Below are 18,305 nucleotides of genomic sequence, written 5' to 3'. Positions count from 1 at the left end.
CCGGCTGTTTTTTTAGGTGGGCCTCAGGCCCGTTTCTCTTCAAGCCAGGCCCCCTGGCTCTGCATCTCGAACAGCTGGGCATAGTGTCCTCCCAGCGCCATCAACTCGCCGTGGGTGCCGCGCTCGCTCACCCACCCGCGGGAGAGCAGCAGGATTTCATCGGCATCCACAATGGTGGAGAGGCGGTGAGCGATGGCGATGGTGGTGCGGCCACGGCGCGCCGCCGAGAGCGCCTGGGAGAGGGCGAGCTCGGTCTGGGAGTCCACGCTCGCGGTCGCCTCGTCCAGGATGAGGATGCGCGGATCCCCCACCAGGGCGCGGGCAAAGGAGAGCAGCTGGCGCTGGCCGGCGGAGAGGTTCTTGCCCCCCTCCTCCATCAGGGTGGCCAGGCCATCGGGCAGGCGGCGCACGAAATCGGCCAGCTGCACCTCCTCCAGGGCCTGCCAGAGCCGCCCATCCTCGATGCCGTCACGCCCAAGGCGCAGGTTCTCGGCCAGGGTGCCGACGAAGATGAAAGGATCCTGCTGCACCAGGCCGATGCTGCGGCGCACCGCCGAGAGGGCCAGGCCGTTCATGGGGTGATCATCGAAGTGGATGCTCCCCCGATCCAGGGGGTAGAAACCCATCAGCAGGCTGATGATGGTGGACTTGCCGCTGCCGGTGTGGCCCACCAGCGCCAGCATCTGGCCCGGCCGGGTGGCAAAGCTCACATCTTGCAGCACCTGCTGCTCCCCGTCGTAGGAGAAGCCCACCCCGTCGAAGCGTACCCGTCCCTCCAGGGGGCGCACCGCCCCGTCGGTGCTCTCGCGGGTTTCATCGAGCAGGGCGAACACCCGCTCCCCCGCCACCATGGCCTGCTGCAACTGGTTGAGCTGGTTGGTCATCTCGATGAGGGGCTCGATCATCCGCCCCAGATAGCTGATGAAGGCGTAAAGCACCCCCACCTGGATGGCCCCCGCCGTGCTCAGCCCCTCGTGGGCAAACAGGGCCAGCAGGCCGATGAGCACCATCATGTAGAAGAGATCGATGAGGGGGCGCAGCAGGATGCCGTTGATCTTGAGGCTCTTGATCCGCGCCTGCCAGTGCTGCTGGTTCACCCCCGCAAAGGCGTTGGCGAAGTGGCGCTCCTGCACCATGGCCTGGATCACCGGCATCCCCTGCAACGACTCGTTGAGACGGCTGTTGATGTCGGAGAGCAAGGATCGGGTCGCCCGCACCACGGGCACGCTCAGTTTCTGATAGAGCCACATCACGGCTCCCACCGCCGGCAGCAGGGTGGCGCACACCAGCATCAGGCGCAAGTCCAGCAGCGCCATGGAGAGCAGGATGCCGCACAGGAGCACCACTTTTTGCACCAGGAGCCCTATCACCTGGACATAGAGGTTCATGATCGCCTCGGTGTCGTTGGTGATGCGGGAGATGAGGGAGCCCGAGCGGTGCTTGTCGAAATAGCGGGCAGGCAGGCGGATGGCGGTGGCGAACACCTGCTCGCGCAGACGCTGCACCACCGCCTGGGCGATGCGGTTGAAGCGCAGGGATTGCAGATAGAAGCCGGCCGCCGACAACACCTGCAACCCCAGATAACCGGCGGCAAGGGCGGCGATGATGCCCCACTCCAGCCGGCGCGGCGCCAGGTAGTCATCGATGAAGAGCTTGATGAGCAAGGGGCCCGCCACCTCGGCGCCGGTGGCGAGCAGCAGGCAGATGCCCGCCTGCACCAGCCAGCGGGGGTAGCTGGCGCAGTAGGCGAGCAGCCGTTTGATGGTTGGATTCACAGACTGGCCTCCAGCGCAACGTTCCACGGGAATTGACTCTCTTTGCTCCCCTCTCCGCTCGCCGGAGTCGGGAGAGGGGTGAGGGGTGCCTGGGGTCTTGTCATCCTGTTCACAGGCTCTCCTCCACGTCCTGCTCCAGGCGCTGGTAGCGGACCATGTCCGCGTACCAGCCATTCCTGGCCATCAGGGTCTCGTGACGGCCCCGCTCGCTGATCGCTCCCTGCTCCAGCACCAGGATCTCGTCCGCCTGCTCCACCGCCGTCATGCGGTGGCTCACCAGCACCAGGGTGCGCTTGTGGACCTTGAGGGCCAGCAGGATCTGCTGCTCGGTGTGGGCATCCACCGCCGAGAGGGCGTCATCCAGCACCAGGATAGGGGCATCCAGCAGCAGGGCGCGGGCGATGGCCAGACGCTGCTTCTGACCGCCGGAGAGGGTCACCCCCTTCTCCCCCACCTCGGTTTCATACCCTTTGGGGAAGCGGCTGATGTCGTCGTGAACACAGGCGATGCGCGCCACCCGCTCAATCTCCTCTCGGCTCGCCTCGGGGCGGCCCAGGGCGATGTTGGCCGCGATGGTGGTGGAGAACAGAAACGGCTCCTGGGGCACATAGGCAAACTGGCTGCGCAGCTCACCCAGCGACAGTTGCGAGATGGGCACCTCCCCCATGCGGATCTCCCCGGCCGTGGGGTTGGCCAGGCGCATCAGCAGCTTGAGCAGGGAGCTCTTGCCTGCCCCGGTGCGTCCCACTATCCCCAGCATGGCGCCAGCCTGCAGGGTGACATCCACCCCCTGCAACAGGGTGCGTTGCTCCAGCCGGTAGCCCAGCCCCTGCACCCCCAGGGGAAAGGCCGAGGCCAGCGCCACGGGATGGGCCGGCTCCTCGATGTCGCTGCGCTCCCCCAGCAGGCTTTCGATGCGCGAGTAGGCGGCGCTGCCCCGCTCGATGATGTTGAACAGCCAGGCGATGGCGAACATGGGCCAGATGAGCTGGCCGAGGTACATGGTGAAGCTGGTGAGCTCCCCCAGAGTCAGCTTGTCTTGCAGCACCAGGGCGCTGCCCCCTGCGACAGCCAGAAAATAGGAGCAGCCGATGCACAGGTAAATCACGGGGTCGAACTTGGCGTCGATGCGGGCCACCGCCATGTTACGCTCCCCCGCCTGACGGGTCAGCTCGGCAAAGCCCTCGTCCTCCAAGGATTCGACCGCGTAGGATTTGAGCACCCGCACCCCGGAGAGGGCCTCCTGGGTCTTGTTGTTGAGGCGGGAGAAGGCCCCCTGAGCCGCCTTGAACTCCTTGTAGATCTGGGTCCCGAAGCGGTTCATGAAGAAGGCCATCACCGGCAGGGGCAGCAGGGAGAGCAGGGTCAGCTGCCAGGAGTACTGGCTGCACATGATGGAGAGCACCAGGATGCCGACGATGAAGGAGTCCACCAGGGTCAGCACCCCTTCTCCTGCGGTCATTTCCACCGCCTGGATGTCGTTGGTGGCGTGGGCCATCAGATCACCGGTGCGGTGGCGCTGGTAGAAATCCGGGCTCATGCGGGTGAAGTGGCTGAACAGCCGGTTGCGCAGCACGTAGGCGAGCCGGTAGGAGGCACCGAACAGCATGACCCGCCACACGTAGCGCAGCAGGTAGATAAGCAGTCCCAGGCCAAAAAGCCCCGCCAGATAGCCGGTCAGGGTGCCACTGTCCAGGTCACCCTTGGCGATGCCATCCACCACCCAGCCCACCACCTTGGGGGGGATCACGGTCAACAGGGCCACCAGCATCAGCAGGGAGATGGCCACCAGATAACGCCGCCACTGATCCTTGAAAAACCAGCCAAGCCGCAAAAATACGCTCACAGAGAAGTCCTTGGTCGCGGCGCGCTGCCGCGTGATCGTGAAGAGAAGCTCAATACAATCGCCCCCTGGCGGGGGCGAACGAGTGGGTCATCATAGCCTGAAGCGGGTGACTTGAGAACGATTGCTATCTTGCCCTCCCTCAGAGCCGCTTGTCGGGGGGCGAGAACGGGAAGGCGACCGACTCCTGCTGCTCTCCGGTGAGCAGGAAGTGGGAGACCTCCTCCCGGGTCTGGGTAAAGACCTGCTGCAACTGGTTGAGCTCCCCTTCGCTCAGCTCCTCCTGCAGCCGCAGCCGCCACTCCAGCTCCCCGGCCAGCAGTTGCAGGCGGGAAGCGGAGATGTTGGCCGACACCCCCTTCAGGGTATGCAGCAAGCGGCACGCCACTTCGGGCTGCTGGCGGCGCAGGGCGGTGCGGATGTCCCACAGATCGTCCTTGTGCTCGGAGAGGAACAGCTTGAAGAGGATCTGCAGCGCCTCCCTGTCATGCTCCAGCCGGCGCAGGGCATCCTCCAGATCCAGCACGCCCATGAGGGCCGGCGGCTTGACCTCGATGGGCACCTTGGGCTCCCCGCCGCTGCTCTTCACCCATTGCAGCAGGTTGTTGTAGAGATCGAGCTTGCTCACCGGCTTGGTGACATAGCCGTTCATGCCGACGCCAAGGCAGCGCTCCCTGTCCCCCGGCATGGCGCTGGCGGTGAGGGCGATGATGGGCACATCGTGCTTGTCCACCATCTTGCGGATCTGGCGGGTGGCATCCAGCCCGTCCAGCACCGGCATCTGCAGATCCATCAGGATGACGTCGAACGGCTGCTCCGCCACCTGCTCCACCGCCTCGCGGCCGTTGTCCACCACGGTGACCTTGGCCTCCACCCGGCGCAGGTACTCCAGAATGAGCTGCTGGTTGACCCGGTTGTCCTCGGCCAGCAGCACCCGGGTACCGCGCAGCAGCTCCCGGAACTGCTGCTGATCCCCCTGGGCCTCCGCCTGGCGGACCTTGCTGTCATGGGAGCTGCCGTTGAGCAGTTCGTCCACCTTGGCCAGCAAGGCGTTTTCCGTCATGGGCTTCGCCAGGAAATGGGTCAGTCCCATGCTCTCCATCCGCCCGTGCAGCCCCTCCCTGGACCAGGCGCTGGTCATCAGGACAGGCAGGCGCCGCCACTGGCTGTGCTGGTACATCTCGAGGGCCAAGTCCAGGCCATCCTCCTGACCCATGCGCCAGTCGAGGATGGCGAGGCGGATGTGATGCCCCTCTTCCCGCAGCACCTGACGGGCGCGGGAGAGGCTGTTGACCGTGATGACGGACGCCCCCGCCCGCCCCAGGATGTCCTTGGCCAGTTCCAGCACCAGCTCATTGTCATCCATCATCAGGATCAGGGGCTGGTGATCGAAGAAGACCCGGCGCCCCGAGACCCCGTACACCGCCTGGGAGATGGGGATCTCGAACAGGAAGGTGGAGCCCACCCCGGGTTTGCTCTGCACGGTGATCTCCCCGCCCATCAGCCCCACCAGGCGCTGGGAGATGTTGAGGCCAAGCCCGGAGCCGCCATATTTGCGGGTATTGCCCGCCTCCAGCTGGGTAAAGGGCTGGAACAGCTGGGCCTGCTTCTCCGGGGCGATGCCGATACCGGTATCCCGCACGCTGAAACAGACCCGCATGGGATGCTGGCTGGTGAGGGTGATGGCCACCTCCACCTCGCCCCGCTCGGTGAACTTGATGGCATTGTTCACCAGGTTGACCAGTACCTGACCGAGGCGCAGCGGATCCCCGCGCAGAAAGTCGGGCACGGCGGGAGACTTGTTGATGATGACCTCGATGTGCTTGCGCTCCGCCAGATCCGCGAACATGGCGGCGAGGGAGTCGAGCTGCTCGCTGAGATCGAAGTCGATCTCCTCCAGGGTCAACTTGCCGGACTCCACCTTGGTGAGATCCAGAATGTCGTTGATGAGCAGCAGCAAGGTGTCCGACGAGGATTTGATCTTGTTGAGATAGTCCCGCTGCTGGGGATCCAGACTGGTTTGCAGTGCCAGGGCGCTGAAGCCGATGATGGCATTCATGGGGGTGCGGATCTCATGGCTCATGTTGGCCAGGAAGTCGCTCTTGGCCTGGGCCAGCAGCGCGGCATGGCGAGAGAGCTCGCTCAGCTTCTGGTTGCGACGCCACAGGGTCGCGGCCACCAGCGAGAAGCAGAGCAGCGCCCCCCCCAGCACCATCAGGTAGAAGCGGCTCTTGAGGGAGGAGGCCCGCTCCAGCTTGCTCTGCTTCCAGGCGGGCAGTGAGCTCAACCCCTTCATCTCCACCACCTGATTGCGCAGGCGATGGTACTCCATCACCTGCTGATTGAACTCCTGGCCCAGCCGGACGAGGGCCGCGACCCTCGGCTGCTCGCCATAGCGGTCAAGCAGGTGCTGCTGGAGTTGCAACAGTTGCCGCTGCTCGTTCTGATCCCAGCTGCGTCGGAGGTAGTGGTGCAGGCGCATGAGTTCGGTCAGGTCGCGGTACTGCGCCTCACCGACCGGCAGGGTGCCTTGCAACGCCTTGAGCTGGCCCTGGAAGCGGGGAGCCAGATACTCGATGGTCATCTCCATGGTGTAGAGCCTGGCGAGATCCAGCAGATAACCGTCGATGTCCCGCTGCAACGCCTGGGAGCCGGGGTCGTCCACCGACTCCGGATCCTCGTGCACCAGCCTGACGAATCTGTCCAGGTGACTGGAAAGCAGGCTCAGGCGTTGCTGTACGCTGCCATCGCTGGCCTTCTCGCGCCCCAGCAGATAGACGGTATCGGTATTGACCCGATTGAGCACCATCTCAGCCGCCACGCTCAAATCGAAGGCACGCTGCTGCTGGCTGAGCAACTGCCAGCAATAGGCAGAAAAGCCCACCAGCGATACGATGATAAGGCCAAAGACAACACGATTGCCCCGTGCAACACTCTTCATCCCGTCTCGATTCTCATGTCATGGTCGGCCATCCGGTGACATCAGGTCACGGCCGGAGGCCAACTGTGAAAAACCACTGAGTGCTATGTTACCGTTAGTCGGCGCTCTGATTGCAATAAAGATGTTGCCGGGCCATGAAATAAGGAAGCAATTATGTCACTTGTCACCACCTATTGTAGCCAATGCTTTACCCGCAACCGCCTGCCTGTCGAAAAAGCAGACTCAAACGCGAAGTGTGGCCGCTGCCGTCACGCCCTCTTCGAACAAACCCCGGTGGCGGGGCGTCAGGCCAGCTTCGATGCCCTGATCCAGTCCGACATCCCGGTGGTGGTGGACTTTTGGGCAAGCTGGTGTGGCCCCTGCCTGCAGTTTGCCCCCGTCTTTCAGGAGGTCGCCCGGGAGCTTGAGCCCCGCCTTCGCTTCGTGAAACTCGATACCGAGCAGGAGGCCGCCATCGCAGGTCGCTATGGCATTCGCAGCATTCCTACCCTGATGGTCTTCCAGCGGGGGGAGATCCTGGCACAGCGCAGCGGCTCCCTGCCCAAGAGCCTGTTCAAGGAGTGGCTGCTCTCCTTCACCTCCCCCGTCAAATGAAAATAAAATGTTTCATTTCTGTTTGATTGAAGATCCATTTTCACTTGACTCTGTGAGTCGCCACATGATTTGACCATATCCCCCTGTTTCAAACAGGGGGATATATGTAACCTCGGCATCACAACAACAACCATAAATTAACCGAGAGAACGTTATGCACACATCGGCTGTACCTCCGACTCCCCCCTCACGCTGGCTGGACATCAAGTCCGGGATCGTCATCCTGGATCTGCTCCTGCTCTGCGCCATGCTGGTATGGCTCCCGTTTGATCCCATGGTCAACAAGGGGCTGGCCATCCTGATCTTCATCGCCATCCTCTGGCTGACCGAGGCGGTGAACATCACCATCACTGCCATCTCCATCCCGGTGCTCGCCACCCTGCTCGGGGTGTTCGACATGAGCAAGTCGCTGACCGACTTTGCCAACCCCGTCCTGTTCCTCTTCTTTGGCGGCTTTGCCCTCGCGGCAGCCCTCTCCAAGCAGGGACTCGACACCCAGATCGCCGGCAAGGTGATGCAGCTCGCCAAGGGACACCTGGGCTGGGCTTCCATCGTGCTCTTCACCATCACGGCCGCCCTCTCCATGTGGATCAGCAACACCGCAACCGCGGCCATGATGATGCCGCTGGCCCTCGGCATGCTGAAGGGGCTGGACGTTCACAAGGAGCGCCGCACCCTGGTCTTCGTGCTGCTTGGCGTCGCCTATAGCGCCAGCATCGGTGGCATCGGCACACTGGTGGGCAGCCCCCCCAATGCCATCGCCGCCGCCCAGATGGGCTTGGGCTTCACCGACTGGCTGGAGTTCGGCATCCCCGTGGTGATCATCTTCATGCCGGTAGGTATCGGCCTGCTCTACTGGGTGACCCGTCCCAATCTCTCCCACCAGGTCAGCACCGAGCAGGTCACCATCGAGTGGACAGGTCAGCGCAAAGTGACCCTGACCATCTTCCTGACCACGGTGCTGCTGTGGATTGGATCCCAGCCTCTTGCCAAGGCGCTGGGCGGCATTCCCCAGTTCGATACCCTGATCGCCATGGGCGCCATCCTGGCCATCGCCGTCAGCCGGGTCGCCAGCTGGGATGACATCAACCAGAACACCGACTGGGGCGTGCTGCTGCTGTTCGGGGGTGGTCTCACCTTGAGCGCCATCCTCAAGCAGACCGGGGCCAACGCCTTCCTGGCGGAGCACCTCTCCAGCGGCCTCTCCTCCATGCCCATCTTCGTGATCCTGCTCTGCCTGGCCGCCTTCGTGGTGTTCCTGACCGAGCTGGTCTCCAACACCGCCACCGCCGCGCTGCTGGTGCCGCTGTTCGCCGGGGTGGCCGAGGCACTGGGAGTCTCCCCCATCGTGGTCTCCGTCCTGATCGCCGTCGGCGCCTCCTGTGCCTTCATGCTGCCGGTGGCCACGCCCCCCAACGCCATCGTCTTCGCCAGCGGCCATATCCAGCAGCGGGAGATGATGCGGGCCGGCCTGGTACTGAACCTGGTGTTCACCGTCATCCTGACCATGCTGGCCTATTTCATGGGGGATATCCTCCACTGAGGTTCGCCCCCTAATGCCCCTCCAAGCCCCGCATCGCCGGCAATGCTGTTCACTTAAGCGGAGCCGCATTGCGATTTACCGGAAAACGGGTCTTTGATATCTTCACCGCCCTGGGTCTCGATGGCCTGGGGCGTTTTTCTATGAACATGACGCCTATGCAGCCCCGCAACTCCGCCAACCTCCGTGGCGTATGGGCTGGCGATAACGCGCCCGCCATCACTGCCATCTGGTTCGCGATGAACTGACAGGCAAACTTAAAGCTCACCTCATTGGGCGCTCGCTGATGGGCTACGGCGGCCTGGCTGGCCTCCCGCCTGACCAGATTGTATCCAAGCAGCAATCCCCACAGCTCCTGATAGACCAAGTCCACTTTCTTGCTTCTCAGCGTGATGGCGTTGTGCTGCATCGCGCTTTTGATATCCCGGTATCCCAGCTCGATTTCCCAGCGCTCGTGGTACAGGGTCGCCACCTGAGCTGCACTGAATCGCGCCACGGGCAGGGAGGTAAAGACCGTTTTCTCCTTGCCTGCCACCTCATAGGTCACTGCGCGAACTTGCCAGTGTGTCGGCAACGCCGGGTTTTTCTTGCGAGCCTGAGGCGAGACCGTCATTTGCAACAGACGGTCACCGTCGCCATAGCGCTCAAGTTCCGTGTATACCAGCCCCTTGCGTTCCGGGATGAGCCAGTGACGGTCGGTGTCTTCGGCCTGAATACGCAGCAACAGGTCGGCACCGAAGAAGCCTTTATCCAGCAGGGTCACTGACTTGTCCGGCAATGAGTGAATGAACTCGCTGGCCAGGGGGATTTCCCCTTTGCGGTACGGGCTGATGGCCGCGTTGGCAATGACATGCGAGCGGACATTCATGAGCGTGACCAACCGCAGCATCGGGTAGGGTGTCTGCCGGTTGGTTGAGGTGTTACCCGAGCCGAAATGTGCTCTGAGTTCAGGCATATCCTGGGTTCGGAACAGGGCCCCATCGATGGCAAAGACCTGTAAACCGTGCCAATGGTCTTCAGGATAACGTTCCCGCCCCCACACATCGGCGCACTGTTTGAACAGCCACTCGAGCGGCTGTTTGCCGAGTCGCTGACGGGCCTGAGACAGGGCACTGTCCGCGAGCAAGGCATCATTGGCCAACCCTTCTGCACAGATGTTGAGGCGCCGAGCGACCTCGGAGATGGGCTCATTGCGGAAAAAGGCCATCCCCACGACGAGCCACAAGACCATATCAGAAGGTAAGCGGCGTCGGCGGATAGTGGCCTTTTCAGACAAGGCGGCAGCGGCAGTAATCCATTCGTCGGGAATATGGTCGGCAAAAATGGCCAGCCGAGCCAGCATGTCGCCAGATGCCTCAACAACATCGTTCAGATCGTTTGCAATAGACATAAAAAAATCCGGAACCAGTGATTGGTTCCGGATTGTCCTACAGCAGAAGGATCGGTCAATGGATCCTTAACTGATCAGCATTGCCGCATCGCCGGGGCTTTTTCTCGCCCCGACACCACCGCACTCCCTACCCGTGACATCACCGCGACATTAACTCGCACTTAAGAAATCGCCTCCATGATGCTGACAACGGCCATCACGCAGCCATGGCTGACGATGGCGATGATCATGGACATCACGACAAGGGGATCACCTCATGGGAAAGACGATGCAGAACAACCGTGAAATCAAGGTATGGGATCCGGTGGTCAGGGGATTTCACTGGGCCACTGTGCTGTTGTGCGTGCTGAATCTCTTCATCCTTGAAGAGGGGGCGCGCAACCACCGCTATGCGGGATATGCGCTGGCCGGACTGCTGGTACTGCGCATCGTATGGGGTTTCATCGGCTCCTATCATGCCCGCTTCGCCCAGTGGCTGCCGACACCGGCCGGCGTCATCACCTATCTCAAGGAGACGATCAAGGGGCGCCACCCCTACTACGCCGGTCACAATCCTTTGGGGTCCTTGATGATACTGCTGCTGTTGACCTGCCTTGTCGGCACCGCCGCCAGCGGGATCATGACCGAATACGGGCCGCTCTCCGGCACCCATCGCATGGAAGAGATCCACGAGTTCTTTGCCAAGGGGTTGCAGGTGGCCATCTTCGTCCATGTACTGGCCGTCATCGCCCTGGATCGTCTGGTACGGGGCGATCTCGTCAGGGCGATGATCACCGGCAAGAAACGGGTGCCGGCGGACACCCGGGTGGTCGACAGGCCCTGAGCCTCCCTCAGCCCGACAGATGAAAAAAAACCCCGCATCGCGGGGTTTTTCACAGGAGCAGACATCAACCGACGCTGCAGCTCGTCAGTTTCCAGATCCGGTCTACGTAATCCTGGATGGAGCGGTCGGAGTTGAACTTGCCCATGGTGGCCGAGTTGATGATGGCTTTCTTCGCCCACAGGGCCGGATCCCGGTACCAGGCGTCGATCAGCTTGTGCGCCTCGGAGTAGGACTCGAAATCGGCCAGAGTCAGGTAAGGGTCTCCCCCTTCCAGCAGGGAACGCTTGATGGAGGAGAGCTCCCCCGGGCGACCCGGCGTGAAGTAGTCGGTATCAAACCAGTCCAGCACGGCTTTCAGTTCGGAGTTGGCGTAGTAGAAGTCATACGGGTTGTAGCCGCGCGACTTCAGGGACTTCACCTCGTCCACGTTCAGACCGAAGATGGCGCAGTTCTCGGCACCCGCCTCTTCGGCGATCTCGATGTTGGCTCCATCCAGCGTCCCGATGGTGATGGCACCGTTCAGCGCCATCTTCATGTTGCCGGTACCGGATGCTTCGTAACCTGCGGTGGAGATCTGCTCGGAGACATCCGCCGCCGGGATCAGCTTCTCGGCAAGGCTCACGCGGTAGTTCGGCATGAACACCACTTTCAGCTTGCCCTGGATACGGGCGTCGTTGTTGACCCGCTCCGCCAGCTTGTTGATGGCGTAGATGATGTCCTTGGCCAGCTTGTAGCCGGGCGCCGCCTTGGAGCCGAAGATGAACACCCGCGGATGCATGTCATAGTCCGGGTTCGCCAGCAGGCGACGGTAGAGCGCCATGATGTGGATGAGGTTCAGTTGCTGGCGCTTGTACTCGTGCAGACGCTTGATCTGGACGTCGAAGATCGCCTCCGCGCTCACGTCGATGCCGGTTTCCGCCTTGATGACCTTGACCAGCTTCTCCTTGTTGTGACGCTTGATGGTCATGAACTGCTGCTGGAACGCCTTGTCATCGGCAAACTTCACCACGCTGCGCAGCTTGTCCAGTTGCAGCGGCCACTCCTTGCCCACCACCTCGTTGTAGAGTTCGGCCAGTTCCGGGTTGCAGGCCAGCAGCCAGCGACGGGGAGTCACGCCGTTGGTGACGTTGCACATCTTCTCGGGCCACAGCTCGGCATACTCGGGGAAGAGATCTTCCTTCACCAGCTTGGAGTGGATCTCGGCCACGCCGTTCACCTTGGAGGAGCCGATGACGCACAGGTTGCCCATACGCACCTTGCGCACGTCACCCTCTTCGATGATGGAGAGCTTGGCCTTGATGGCATCGTTGCCCGGCCACTTGGGCTCCACCAGCTCGTTCAGGAAGCGGGCGTTGATTTCATAAATGATCTCGAGGTGACGGGGCAGTACCTTCTCGAACAGGCTGACGGACCACTTCTCCAGCGCTTCCGGCAGCAGGGTGTGGTTGGTGTAGGAGAAGACCTGATAGCAGATGCCCCAGGCGGTATCCCAGTTCAGCCCCTCTTCGTCCACCAGCACGCGCATCAGCTCGGGGATGGCCACGGTGGGGTGGGTATCGTTGAGCTGGATGGCGATTTGCGCGGCAAAGTTGCTGAAGTCACTGCCATGCACCCGCTTGTAGCGACGCATGATGTCCTTGATGGAGCAGGCGCAGAAGAAGTACTGCTGGATCAGGCGCAGCTCCTTGCCGGCGTCGGTCTCATCGTTCGGGTAGAGCACCTTGGAGATGGTCTCGGCCTGGGCCTTCTCGGCCTGGGAGTCGATATAACCACCGGCGTTGAACACGTCCCAGTCGAAGAACTCGGAGGCGCGGGATTCCCACAGACGCAGGATGTTGACGGTGTGACCACCGAAGCCGACCACCGGAATGTCCCAGGGCACCCCTTTGATCTTGCGACCGGCGTGCCACACCTTCTTCAGGCCCCCCTTGTCACCAAAGACGGTCTCCACGTAGCCGTAGAGCGGGATCTCCTGCACCGATTCCGGGCGGCAGATCTCCCAGGGGTTGCCATATTCGCGCCAGGAGTCCGGACGCTCGATCTGACGGCCATCCTGAATTTCCTGACGGAACAGGCCGTGCTCGTAGTGGATGCCATAGCCCACCGCCGGGTAGTTCAGAGTGGCCAGGGAATCGATGAAGCAGGCAGCCAGACGACCCAGGCCGCCGTTGCCAAGGGCCATGTCAGGCTCTTGTTCACACAGATCGGTCAGTTCCAGACCGAGTTCACCCAGCGCCTCTTCACAGACTTTGTAGAGGGAGAGGTTGTGCAGGTTGTTGGAGGTCAAACGCCCCATCAAAAATTCAGCAGAGAGATAGTGAATCGCACGAGTATCTTTCTTGAAGTGAGTCTGCTGAGTACGGGTCAGGCGCTCGTACACCTGTTCATTGACGGCGGCAGCGGTCGCTTTCCACCAGGCATCCGGAGAGGCTTTCTGTTCGCTTGTACCCAAGGTAGAACGCAGGTGACGCACGATACTCGCCTTGAGCTGATCTTTATCCAGTTGGAGATCCTGGTCTGTCTTCTTCTTGGTAGCCATAAACCATTTTCCTTCGTTACAAATAAAAAATGTCATCCCATCGGGGGGACCGGCGCTGTTGTTATCTCAGAATATGCTCCGGCGGGGGCATACTAGCTAAAGCCAAGGGTTTAAAAGTTAACGTGAGTCACACTTTAACGCATAAAAATGACAGTTTCACCATGAAAACCCTTTCCTTGAGCCAGCCTGAATGAAATATAAATTTCGTTTTAAATCATAGCGATACAAGAAAACAAAAAAGATAGTTTCATGAATAGGTTTTCAATGATTGCCTGTGACTGAAAATACGTGAAAATAACCGTCAACACGGGAGAAATTGAAAGCGTTTTCAATTCACACCTCCTCGTCAGGTAATAAAAAGGATGCCCCAATCGGAGCACCCTTTGATTTCAATTAACCATGTGCCTTGAACTGATTGCTCATAGGGTCGTAGTGATACCCGATCTGTTGCAGACGGGTAGCCAGCTGATCTTCTGTCATGTCGTAGTAAGCCAGCAGCTCTTCAAGGCCATCACACTCCAGCCGCAGCTTCTCGTTGATGATCCCGAGCAGAATGTTCGCATCCAGTCGTTGCAAGGTACTGACGTCCATCTCGCTCCCTCCTCTCCCTATACAGGACTGTATAACCATGAGCGCCGACCCGAAGTTTGTCTACAGGTTAAAAAACATCCTGTATAAGGAAGATATAAATATCCTTTTTAATCATGCAGTTAAAGTCATCTCCTGTTAATCGGCTCACACTTTTAGCCACAAATGACTTGTCACTCCTTGCGAACAGAACTACTGTATGCGCATACAGCATGGTTATTCATACAGGAACGACATATGAGCCAGCCCCTGAATCTTTGCCCCCCCTCCTCCTCTGCCGGTCTGATCACCACCTGGCCCACTCGCCATCAGAGCAAGATGGGACAAGAGCAGCGGCGCGGCCCTCTCCATCAGGAAGCACCGCTGCTCGATGCCCTGGGGCAACTGAGTCAGTCCGACAGTGGCTGGATCCTGCTCGTCGCCCCGCCAGGTCTGCCCGCCGCCGCGCAATTGCAGGCCAGAGGGATCAATCCTGCCAGGGTGCTTGTCGTGCACGCCCCCAAGATCAAAAACTGGCAGCGCCTGCTGGAGCAGAGCCTGATGAATGGTCACTGCGCCGCCGTGCTGACCTGGCTGCCCGAACAGGTCGCCCTGGACCGGAGCACATTGAGCACCCTGGGCCAGCGTGCCGGTGTCCTGACCCGCTTCTTCGAGCCCGCAACCCCTCTGGGTGGGGCACTGAGCTACGGCGGCCAGGATATCTACCTGAACCACTGATCGCCCCTTCGGCGTGACAGCCAATGCGCCGGCATTGCCCACCGGGTTATCCAGGCTTCCGACCCGGGATGCCATGACGACAAAGACAAAGCAGCACAGCAGCACAGCAGCACAGCAGCACAGCAGCACAGCAGCACAGCAGCACAGCAGCACAGCAGCACAGCAGCACAGCAGCACAGCAGCACAGCAGCACAGCAGCACAGCAGCACAGCAGCACAGCAGCACAGCAGCACAGCAGCACAGCAGCACAGCAGCACAGCAGCACAGCAGCACAGCAGCACAGCAGCACAGCAGCAGTAAATTTGCTCAGGCCCAGACCGTCAAATGGGGCCCGTAAAAAAGGCGACCCGAGGGTCGCCTTTCAACATGCTGCTGTACGGGGCCAATCGCCCTCCGTTTGCATCGAAGCCCGATTGATCAAGCCAGCTTGGTCTCCAGCTCGGCAATCTTGGCGGACCAGTAGGCCGGGCCGGTCTCGTGGATGTTGTTGCCCTGGGAGTCGACCGCCACGGTGACCGGCATGTCTTCCACCTCGAACTCGTAGATGGCCTCCATCCCCAGATCGGCAAAGGCCACCACGCGCGCCTTCTTGATGGCTTTCGCCACCAGATAGGCGGCGCCGCCCACCGCCATCAGGTAGACAGCCTGGTGCTGCTTGATGCTCTCGACCGTCTTGGGGCCGCGCTCGGACTTGCCGATCATGCCGATGAGGCCGGTTTCTCCCAGCATCATGTCGGTGAATTTGTCCATCCGGGTGGACGTGGTGGGGCCAGCCGGGCCGACCACCTCGTCACGCACCGCATCGACCGGGCCCACGTAATAGATGAAGCGGTTGGTGAAATCGACCCCTTCGGGCAGTCCTTCACCCTTTTTCAGCATGTCGGCGATACGCTTGTGGGCGGCGTCGCGGCCGGTCAGGATCTTGCCGGAGAGCAGCACGGTATCGCCGCTCTTCCAGCTGGCAAGCTCTGCCTTGGTGATGCCATCCACGTTGACCCGGCGCACATTGCCACCGGACTCACGGGTGATCTCCGGCCAGTCTTCCAGCCTGGGGGGGCCAGCTCCGCCGGGCCGGAGCCATCGAGTTCGAAATGCACGTGACGGGTGGCGGCGCAGTTGGGGATCATCACCACGGGCTTGGAGGCGGCGTGAGTCGGTGCGGATTTCACCTTCACATCCAGCACCGTGGTCAGGCCGCCCAGCCCCTGGGCACCGATCCCGAGCTTGTTGACCTTGTCATAGAGCTCGACCCTCAGCTTCTCTTCGGTGGTCTCGGGACCACGGGCAATCAGCTCCTGGATGTCGATGTGCTCCATCAGGGCTTCCTTGGCGAGCACCGCCGCCTTCTCGGCGGTGCCGCCGATGCCGATGCCGAGCATGCCGGGCGGGCACCAGCCAGCCCCCATGGTCGGCACCGTCTTGAGCACCCACTCCACGATATCGTCGGAGGGGTTGAGCATCACCATCTTCGATTTGTTTTCGGAGCCGCCGCCCTTGGCCGCGATACTCACTTCCACCTTGTCGCCGGGGATCATGTCGATGTGCACGACTGCGGGGGCATTGTCTTTGGTGTTCTTGCGGCTGCCGGCCGGATCCGCCAGCACGGAGGCGCGCAGCGGGTTGTCCGGATTGGTGTAGGCGCGGCGGGTGCCCTCATCCACCATCTCCTGGACCGTCATGTCGCTGTCCCACTGTACCTGCATGCCGATCTTGACGAAGCAGGTGACGATACCGGTGTCCTGACAGAGCGGGCGATGACCTTCGGCAGACATGCGGGAGTTGATCAGGATCTGGGCCAGGGCATCCTTGGCGGCCGGGTTGATCTCGCGGTCATAGGCGGCCTTGGCGGCCTGCACGAAATCGAGGGGGTGGTAGAAGGAGATGTACTGCAGGGCGTCAGCAATGGAATCGATAAAGTCCTGTTTTCTAATGATGCTCATATCATCCTCACTGGTCCTTGTTATCGCTTGCGCGAGCAAGGGCTTCCATATGAGCCGGGCCTTCGGCAGGTGGCAAATGCACCTGGAGCCGGCAGACTGCGGCGTGTTTTTATAACGGTGTTTTTCTTAAAAATGCCGGCGGCCATGATACGCTTGACCACCCGAACCGGCTAGGGAGCCGGGCGCAAACTGTTGCCTATGTAACAAAAAATGAAACCAAGACTGCATATCCACCATTTCGACCCGCAGGCCTCGCTCCACACCTGGTTTGCCTGCCTGCAACACCAACCCTGGGCCATCCTGCTGGAATCCGCCGGCCCCCTGGGGGCTGACAACGGTTTTGACATCATCAGCGCCGATCCGCTTGCCACCCTGGAAACCCGGGGTACCAGCACCTGCCTCACCCAGGATAACCACCAGCACCATCATGACGGCGATCCCCTCGCCCTGCTCGCCAAGACCCAGCAAGCCCTGCTTGGGGAGCGCGTTGAGGATGACTCAGGATTGCCGTTCATCGGGGGAGCCCTGGGACTCTTTGGCTACGATCTGGGCCGACGATTCGAGCGTCTGCCCGCAGTGGCGCAACAGGACATCCAGGTGCCCGACATGGCGGTCGGGATCTACGACTGGGCGCTGCTGCGAAATGTCGCGACGGGACACTGGCAACTGGCCCACTGGGGTGATGAAGCCGGCCTCGCCCGCAGGCTCGACTGGCTGATGGCGCAGCGCGAACGAACCACCCTCCCCCTTCGCCTGACCGGCCCCTGGCAGAGCAACATGACGCGGGCCGAATACGGAGACAAGTTTGCCCGCATCCAGGCCTATCTGGCGGCGGGGGATTGTTACCAGATCAACCTGACCCAGCGCTTCAGCGCCCCTTATCAGGGGGATGAATGGTCCGCCTATCTCGCCCTGAGCGCCGCCAACAAGGCGCCGTTCTCCGCCTTTGTCCGCCTGCCGCAAAGCGCCATTCTGAGCCTCTCCCCGGAGCGTTTCCTGCTGCTCGACAAGCGCCATATCGAGACCAAGCCCATCAAGGGCACCCGGCCTCGCCACCCGGATCCCGCCCAGGATGCCAGGGTGGCCGAGTCACTCGCCAACGCCGACAAGGACAGATCGGAGAACCTGATGATCGTCGATCTGCTGCGCAACGACATCGGCCGGGTGAGCCGGCCGGGATCGGTCACGGTCCCGCATCTCTTTGCCGTGGAATCCTTCCCGGCGGTGCATCATCTGGTTTCCACCATTCACGGAGAACTGGATGCGCGCTGGCAAGAAGTGGATCTGCTGCGGGTCTGCTTCCCCGGCGGCTCCATCACAGGGGCTCCCAAGATCCGGGCGATGGAGATCATCGAGGAGCTGGAGCCGGTGCGGCGCAATGCCTACTGCGGCAGCATCGGTTATCTGAGTCAGCACGGAAGGATGGATACCAGCATCTGCATCCGTACCCTGATCGCCGAAGCCGGTCAGCTGCACTGCTGGGCGGGGGGCGGCATCATCGCCGACTCCGATCCCGACGCCGAATATCAGGAGACCTACGACAAGGTGGCCCGCATCCTGCCACTGCTCGATGCCCTTTGACCCCATCCGGCCCTGCGGGGCCGACACAAGGAGA

Annotated in this window: 12 protein-coding genes and 1 pseudogene; 6 read left to right on the top strand and 7 right to left on the bottom strand. The window is 61.4% G+C overall.

Annotated elements, in window-relative coordinates; translation table 11 throughout:
* Positions 1-23 precede the first annotated feature (23 nt).
* The 3 genes from C2U30_RS01965 to C2U30_RS01955 all read right to left on the bottom strand — a co-directional run bounded on the left by C2U30_RS01965 (position 24) and on the right by C2U30_RS01955 (position 6,559).
* Positions 24-1,775, bottom strand: coding sequence for an ABC transporter transmembrane domain-containing protein (locus C2U30_RS01965; protein ID WP_041215081.1), 1,752 nt, complete (start codon positions 1,773-1,775; stop codon positions 24-26).
* Positions 1,776-1,884: 109 nt separating this feature from the next.
* The gene (locus C2U30_RS01960) at positions 1,885-3,621 is read right to left on the bottom strand and encodes an ABC transporter transmembrane domain-containing protein (RefSeq protein WP_103243058.1); all 1,737 of its coding nucleotides are present in this window, start codon (positions 3,619-3,621) and stop codon (positions 1,885-1,887) included.
* Positions 3,622-3,760: 139 nt separating this feature from the next.
* Positions 3,761-6,559 carry a hybrid sensor histidine kinase/response regulator gene (locus C2U30_RS01955; RefSeq protein ID WP_045524566.1) on the bottom strand — a complete coding sequence of 933 codons (2,799 nt, stop codon included), beginning with the start codon at positions 6,557-6,559 and terminating at the stop codon, positions 3,761-3,763.
* Between the two features lie 153 nt (positions 6,560-6,712).
* On the opposite strand from C2U30_RS01955, the gene trxC reads away from it, so the two are divergent.
* Positions 6,713-7,153, top strand: coding sequence for a thioredoxin TrxC (trxC, locus tag C2U30_RS01950; protein WP_010674892.1), 441 nt, complete (start codon positions 6,713-6,715; stop codon positions 7,151-7,153).
* A 154-nt stretch (positions 7,154-7,307) separates the two neighbouring features.
* Complete coding sequence (locus C2U30_RS01945) at positions 7,308-8,696, top strand: SLC13 family permease (RefSeq protein WP_103243057.1); 1,389 nt, start codon at positions 7,308-7,310, stop codon at positions 8,694-8,696.
* A 49-nt stretch (positions 8,697-8,745) separates the two neighbouring features.
* Here the strand turns inward: C2U30_RS01945 and C2U30_RS01940 are convergent, their stop codons facing one another.
* Positions 8,746-10,083 carry an IS4-like element ISAeme15 family transposase gene (locus tag C2U30_RS01940; protein ID WP_041205253.1) on the bottom strand — a complete coding sequence of 446 codons (1,338 nt, stop codon included), beginning with the start codon at positions 10,081-10,083 and terminating at the stop codon, positions 8,746-8,748.
* A 256-nt stretch (positions 10,084-10,339) separates the two neighbouring features.
* Between C2U30_RS01940 and C2U30_RS01935 the strand changes: the two genes are divergently transcribed.
* Positions 10,340-10,906, top strand: a complete 567-nt coding sequence (locus C2U30_RS01935) for a cytochrome b/b6 domain-containing protein (RefSeq protein ID WP_080770075.1) — start codon at positions 10,340-10,342, stop codon at positions 10,904-10,906.
* Between the two features lie 64 nt (positions 10,907-10,970).
* Here C2U30_RS01935 and C2U30_RS01930 read toward each other — a convergent pair whose 3' ends face one another.
* Together C2U30_RS01930 and C2U30_RS01925 are read right to left on the bottom strand one after the other, a co-directional pair.
* On the bottom strand, positions 10,971-13,445 hold the full coding sequence (locus C2U30_RS01930; RefSeq protein WP_103243056.1) for a glycogen/starch/alpha-glucan phosphorylase: 2,475 nt from the start codon (positions 13,443-13,445) through the stop codon (positions 10,971-10,973).
* A gap of 393 nt (positions 13,446-13,838) precedes the next feature.
* Entirely contained in the window at positions 13,839-14,036 is a 198-nt protein-coding gene (locus C2U30_RS01925) for a DUF4250 domain-containing protein (RefSeq protein ID WP_005323525.1), read from the bottom strand.
* A gap of 234 nt (positions 14,037-14,270) precedes the next feature.
* On the opposite strand from C2U30_RS01925, the gene C2U30_RS01920 reads away from it, so the two are divergent.
* Both C2U30_RS01920 and C2U30_RS22570 read left to right on the top strand, forming a co-directional pair.
* Positions 14,271-14,750 (top strand): cell division inhibitor, encoded by a 480-nt coding sequence (locus C2U30_RS01920; RefSeq protein WP_103243055.1) that lies wholly within the window; start codon positions 14,271-14,273, stop codon positions 14,748-14,750.
* Positions 14,751-14,823: 73 nt separating this feature from the next.
* A complete protein-coding gene (locus C2U30_RS22570) occupies positions 14,824-15,087 on the top strand; it encodes a hypothetical protein (RefSeq protein WP_158654825.1) in 264 nt (87 codons plus the stop codon).
* 80 nt (positions 15,088-15,167) lie between these two features.
* Here C2U30_RS22570 and C2U30_RS01915 read toward each other — a convergent pair.
* Positions 15,168-16,690: pseudogene (locus C2U30_RS01915) on the bottom strand (fumarate hydratase).
* A 210-nt stretch (positions 16,691-16,900) separates the two neighbouring features.
* Between C2U30_RS01915 and pabB the strand changes: the two are divergent.
* On the top strand, positions 16,901-18,271 hold the full coding sequence (pabB, locus tag C2U30_RS01910) for an aminodeoxychorismate synthase component I (protein WP_103243054.1): 1,371 nt from the start codon (positions 16,901-16,903) through the stop codon (positions 18,269-18,271).
* Positions 18,272-18,305 lie beyond the last annotated feature (34 nt).

Origin of the sequence: Aeromonas sp. ASNIH5, assembly GCF_002902865.1 — a bacterium.
Taxonomy (GTDB): domain Bacteria; phylum Pseudomonadota; class Gammaproteobacteria; order Enterobacterales; family Aeromonadaceae; genus Aeromonas; species Aeromonas caviae.
This window is presented reverse-complemented; position numbering and strand designations above follow the sequence as displayed.

Excerpts from the sequence above, each read along its gene's own strand:
- C2U30_RS01955 (WP_045524566.1), bottom strand. The coding sequence starts at position 6,559 with ATGAAGAGTGTTGCACGGGGCAATCGTGTTGTCTTTGGCCTTATCATC.
- trxC (WP_010674892.1), top strand. The coding sequence starts at position 6,713 with ATGTCACTTGTCACCACCTATTGTAGCCAATGCTTTACCCGCAACCGC.
- C2U30_RS01945 (WP_103243057.1), top strand. The coding sequence starts at position 7,308 with ATGCACACATCGGCTGTACCTCCGACTCCCCCCTCACGCTGGCTGGAC.
- C2U30_RS01940 (WP_041205253.1), bottom strand. The coding sequence starts at position 10,083 with ATGTCTATTGCAAACGATCTGAACGATGTTGTTGAGGCATCTGGCGAC.
- C2U30_RS01935 (WP_080770075.1), top strand. The coding sequence starts at position 10,340 with ATGGGAAAGACGATGCAGAACAACCGTGAAATCAAGGTATGGGATCCG.
- C2U30_RS01930 (WP_103243056.1), bottom strand. The coding sequence starts at position 13,445 with ATGGCTACCAAGAAGAAGACAGACCAGGATCTCCAACTGGATAAAGAT.
- C2U30_RS01925 (WP_005323525.1), bottom strand. The coding sequence starts at position 14,036 with ATGGACGTCAGTACCTTGCAACGACTGGATGCGAACATTCTGCTCGGG.
- C2U30_RS01920 (WP_103243055.1), top strand. The coding sequence starts at position 14,271 with ATGAGCCAGCCCCTGAATCTTTGCCCCCCCTCCTCCTCTGCCGGTCTG.
- C2U30_RS22570 (WP_158654825.1), top strand. The coding sequence starts at position 14,824 with ATGACGACAAAGACAAAGCAGCACAGCAGCACAGCAGCACAGCAGCAC.
- pabB (WP_103243054.1), top strand. The coding sequence starts at position 16,901 with ATGAAACCAAGACTGCATATCCACCATTTCGACCCGCAGGCCTCGCTC.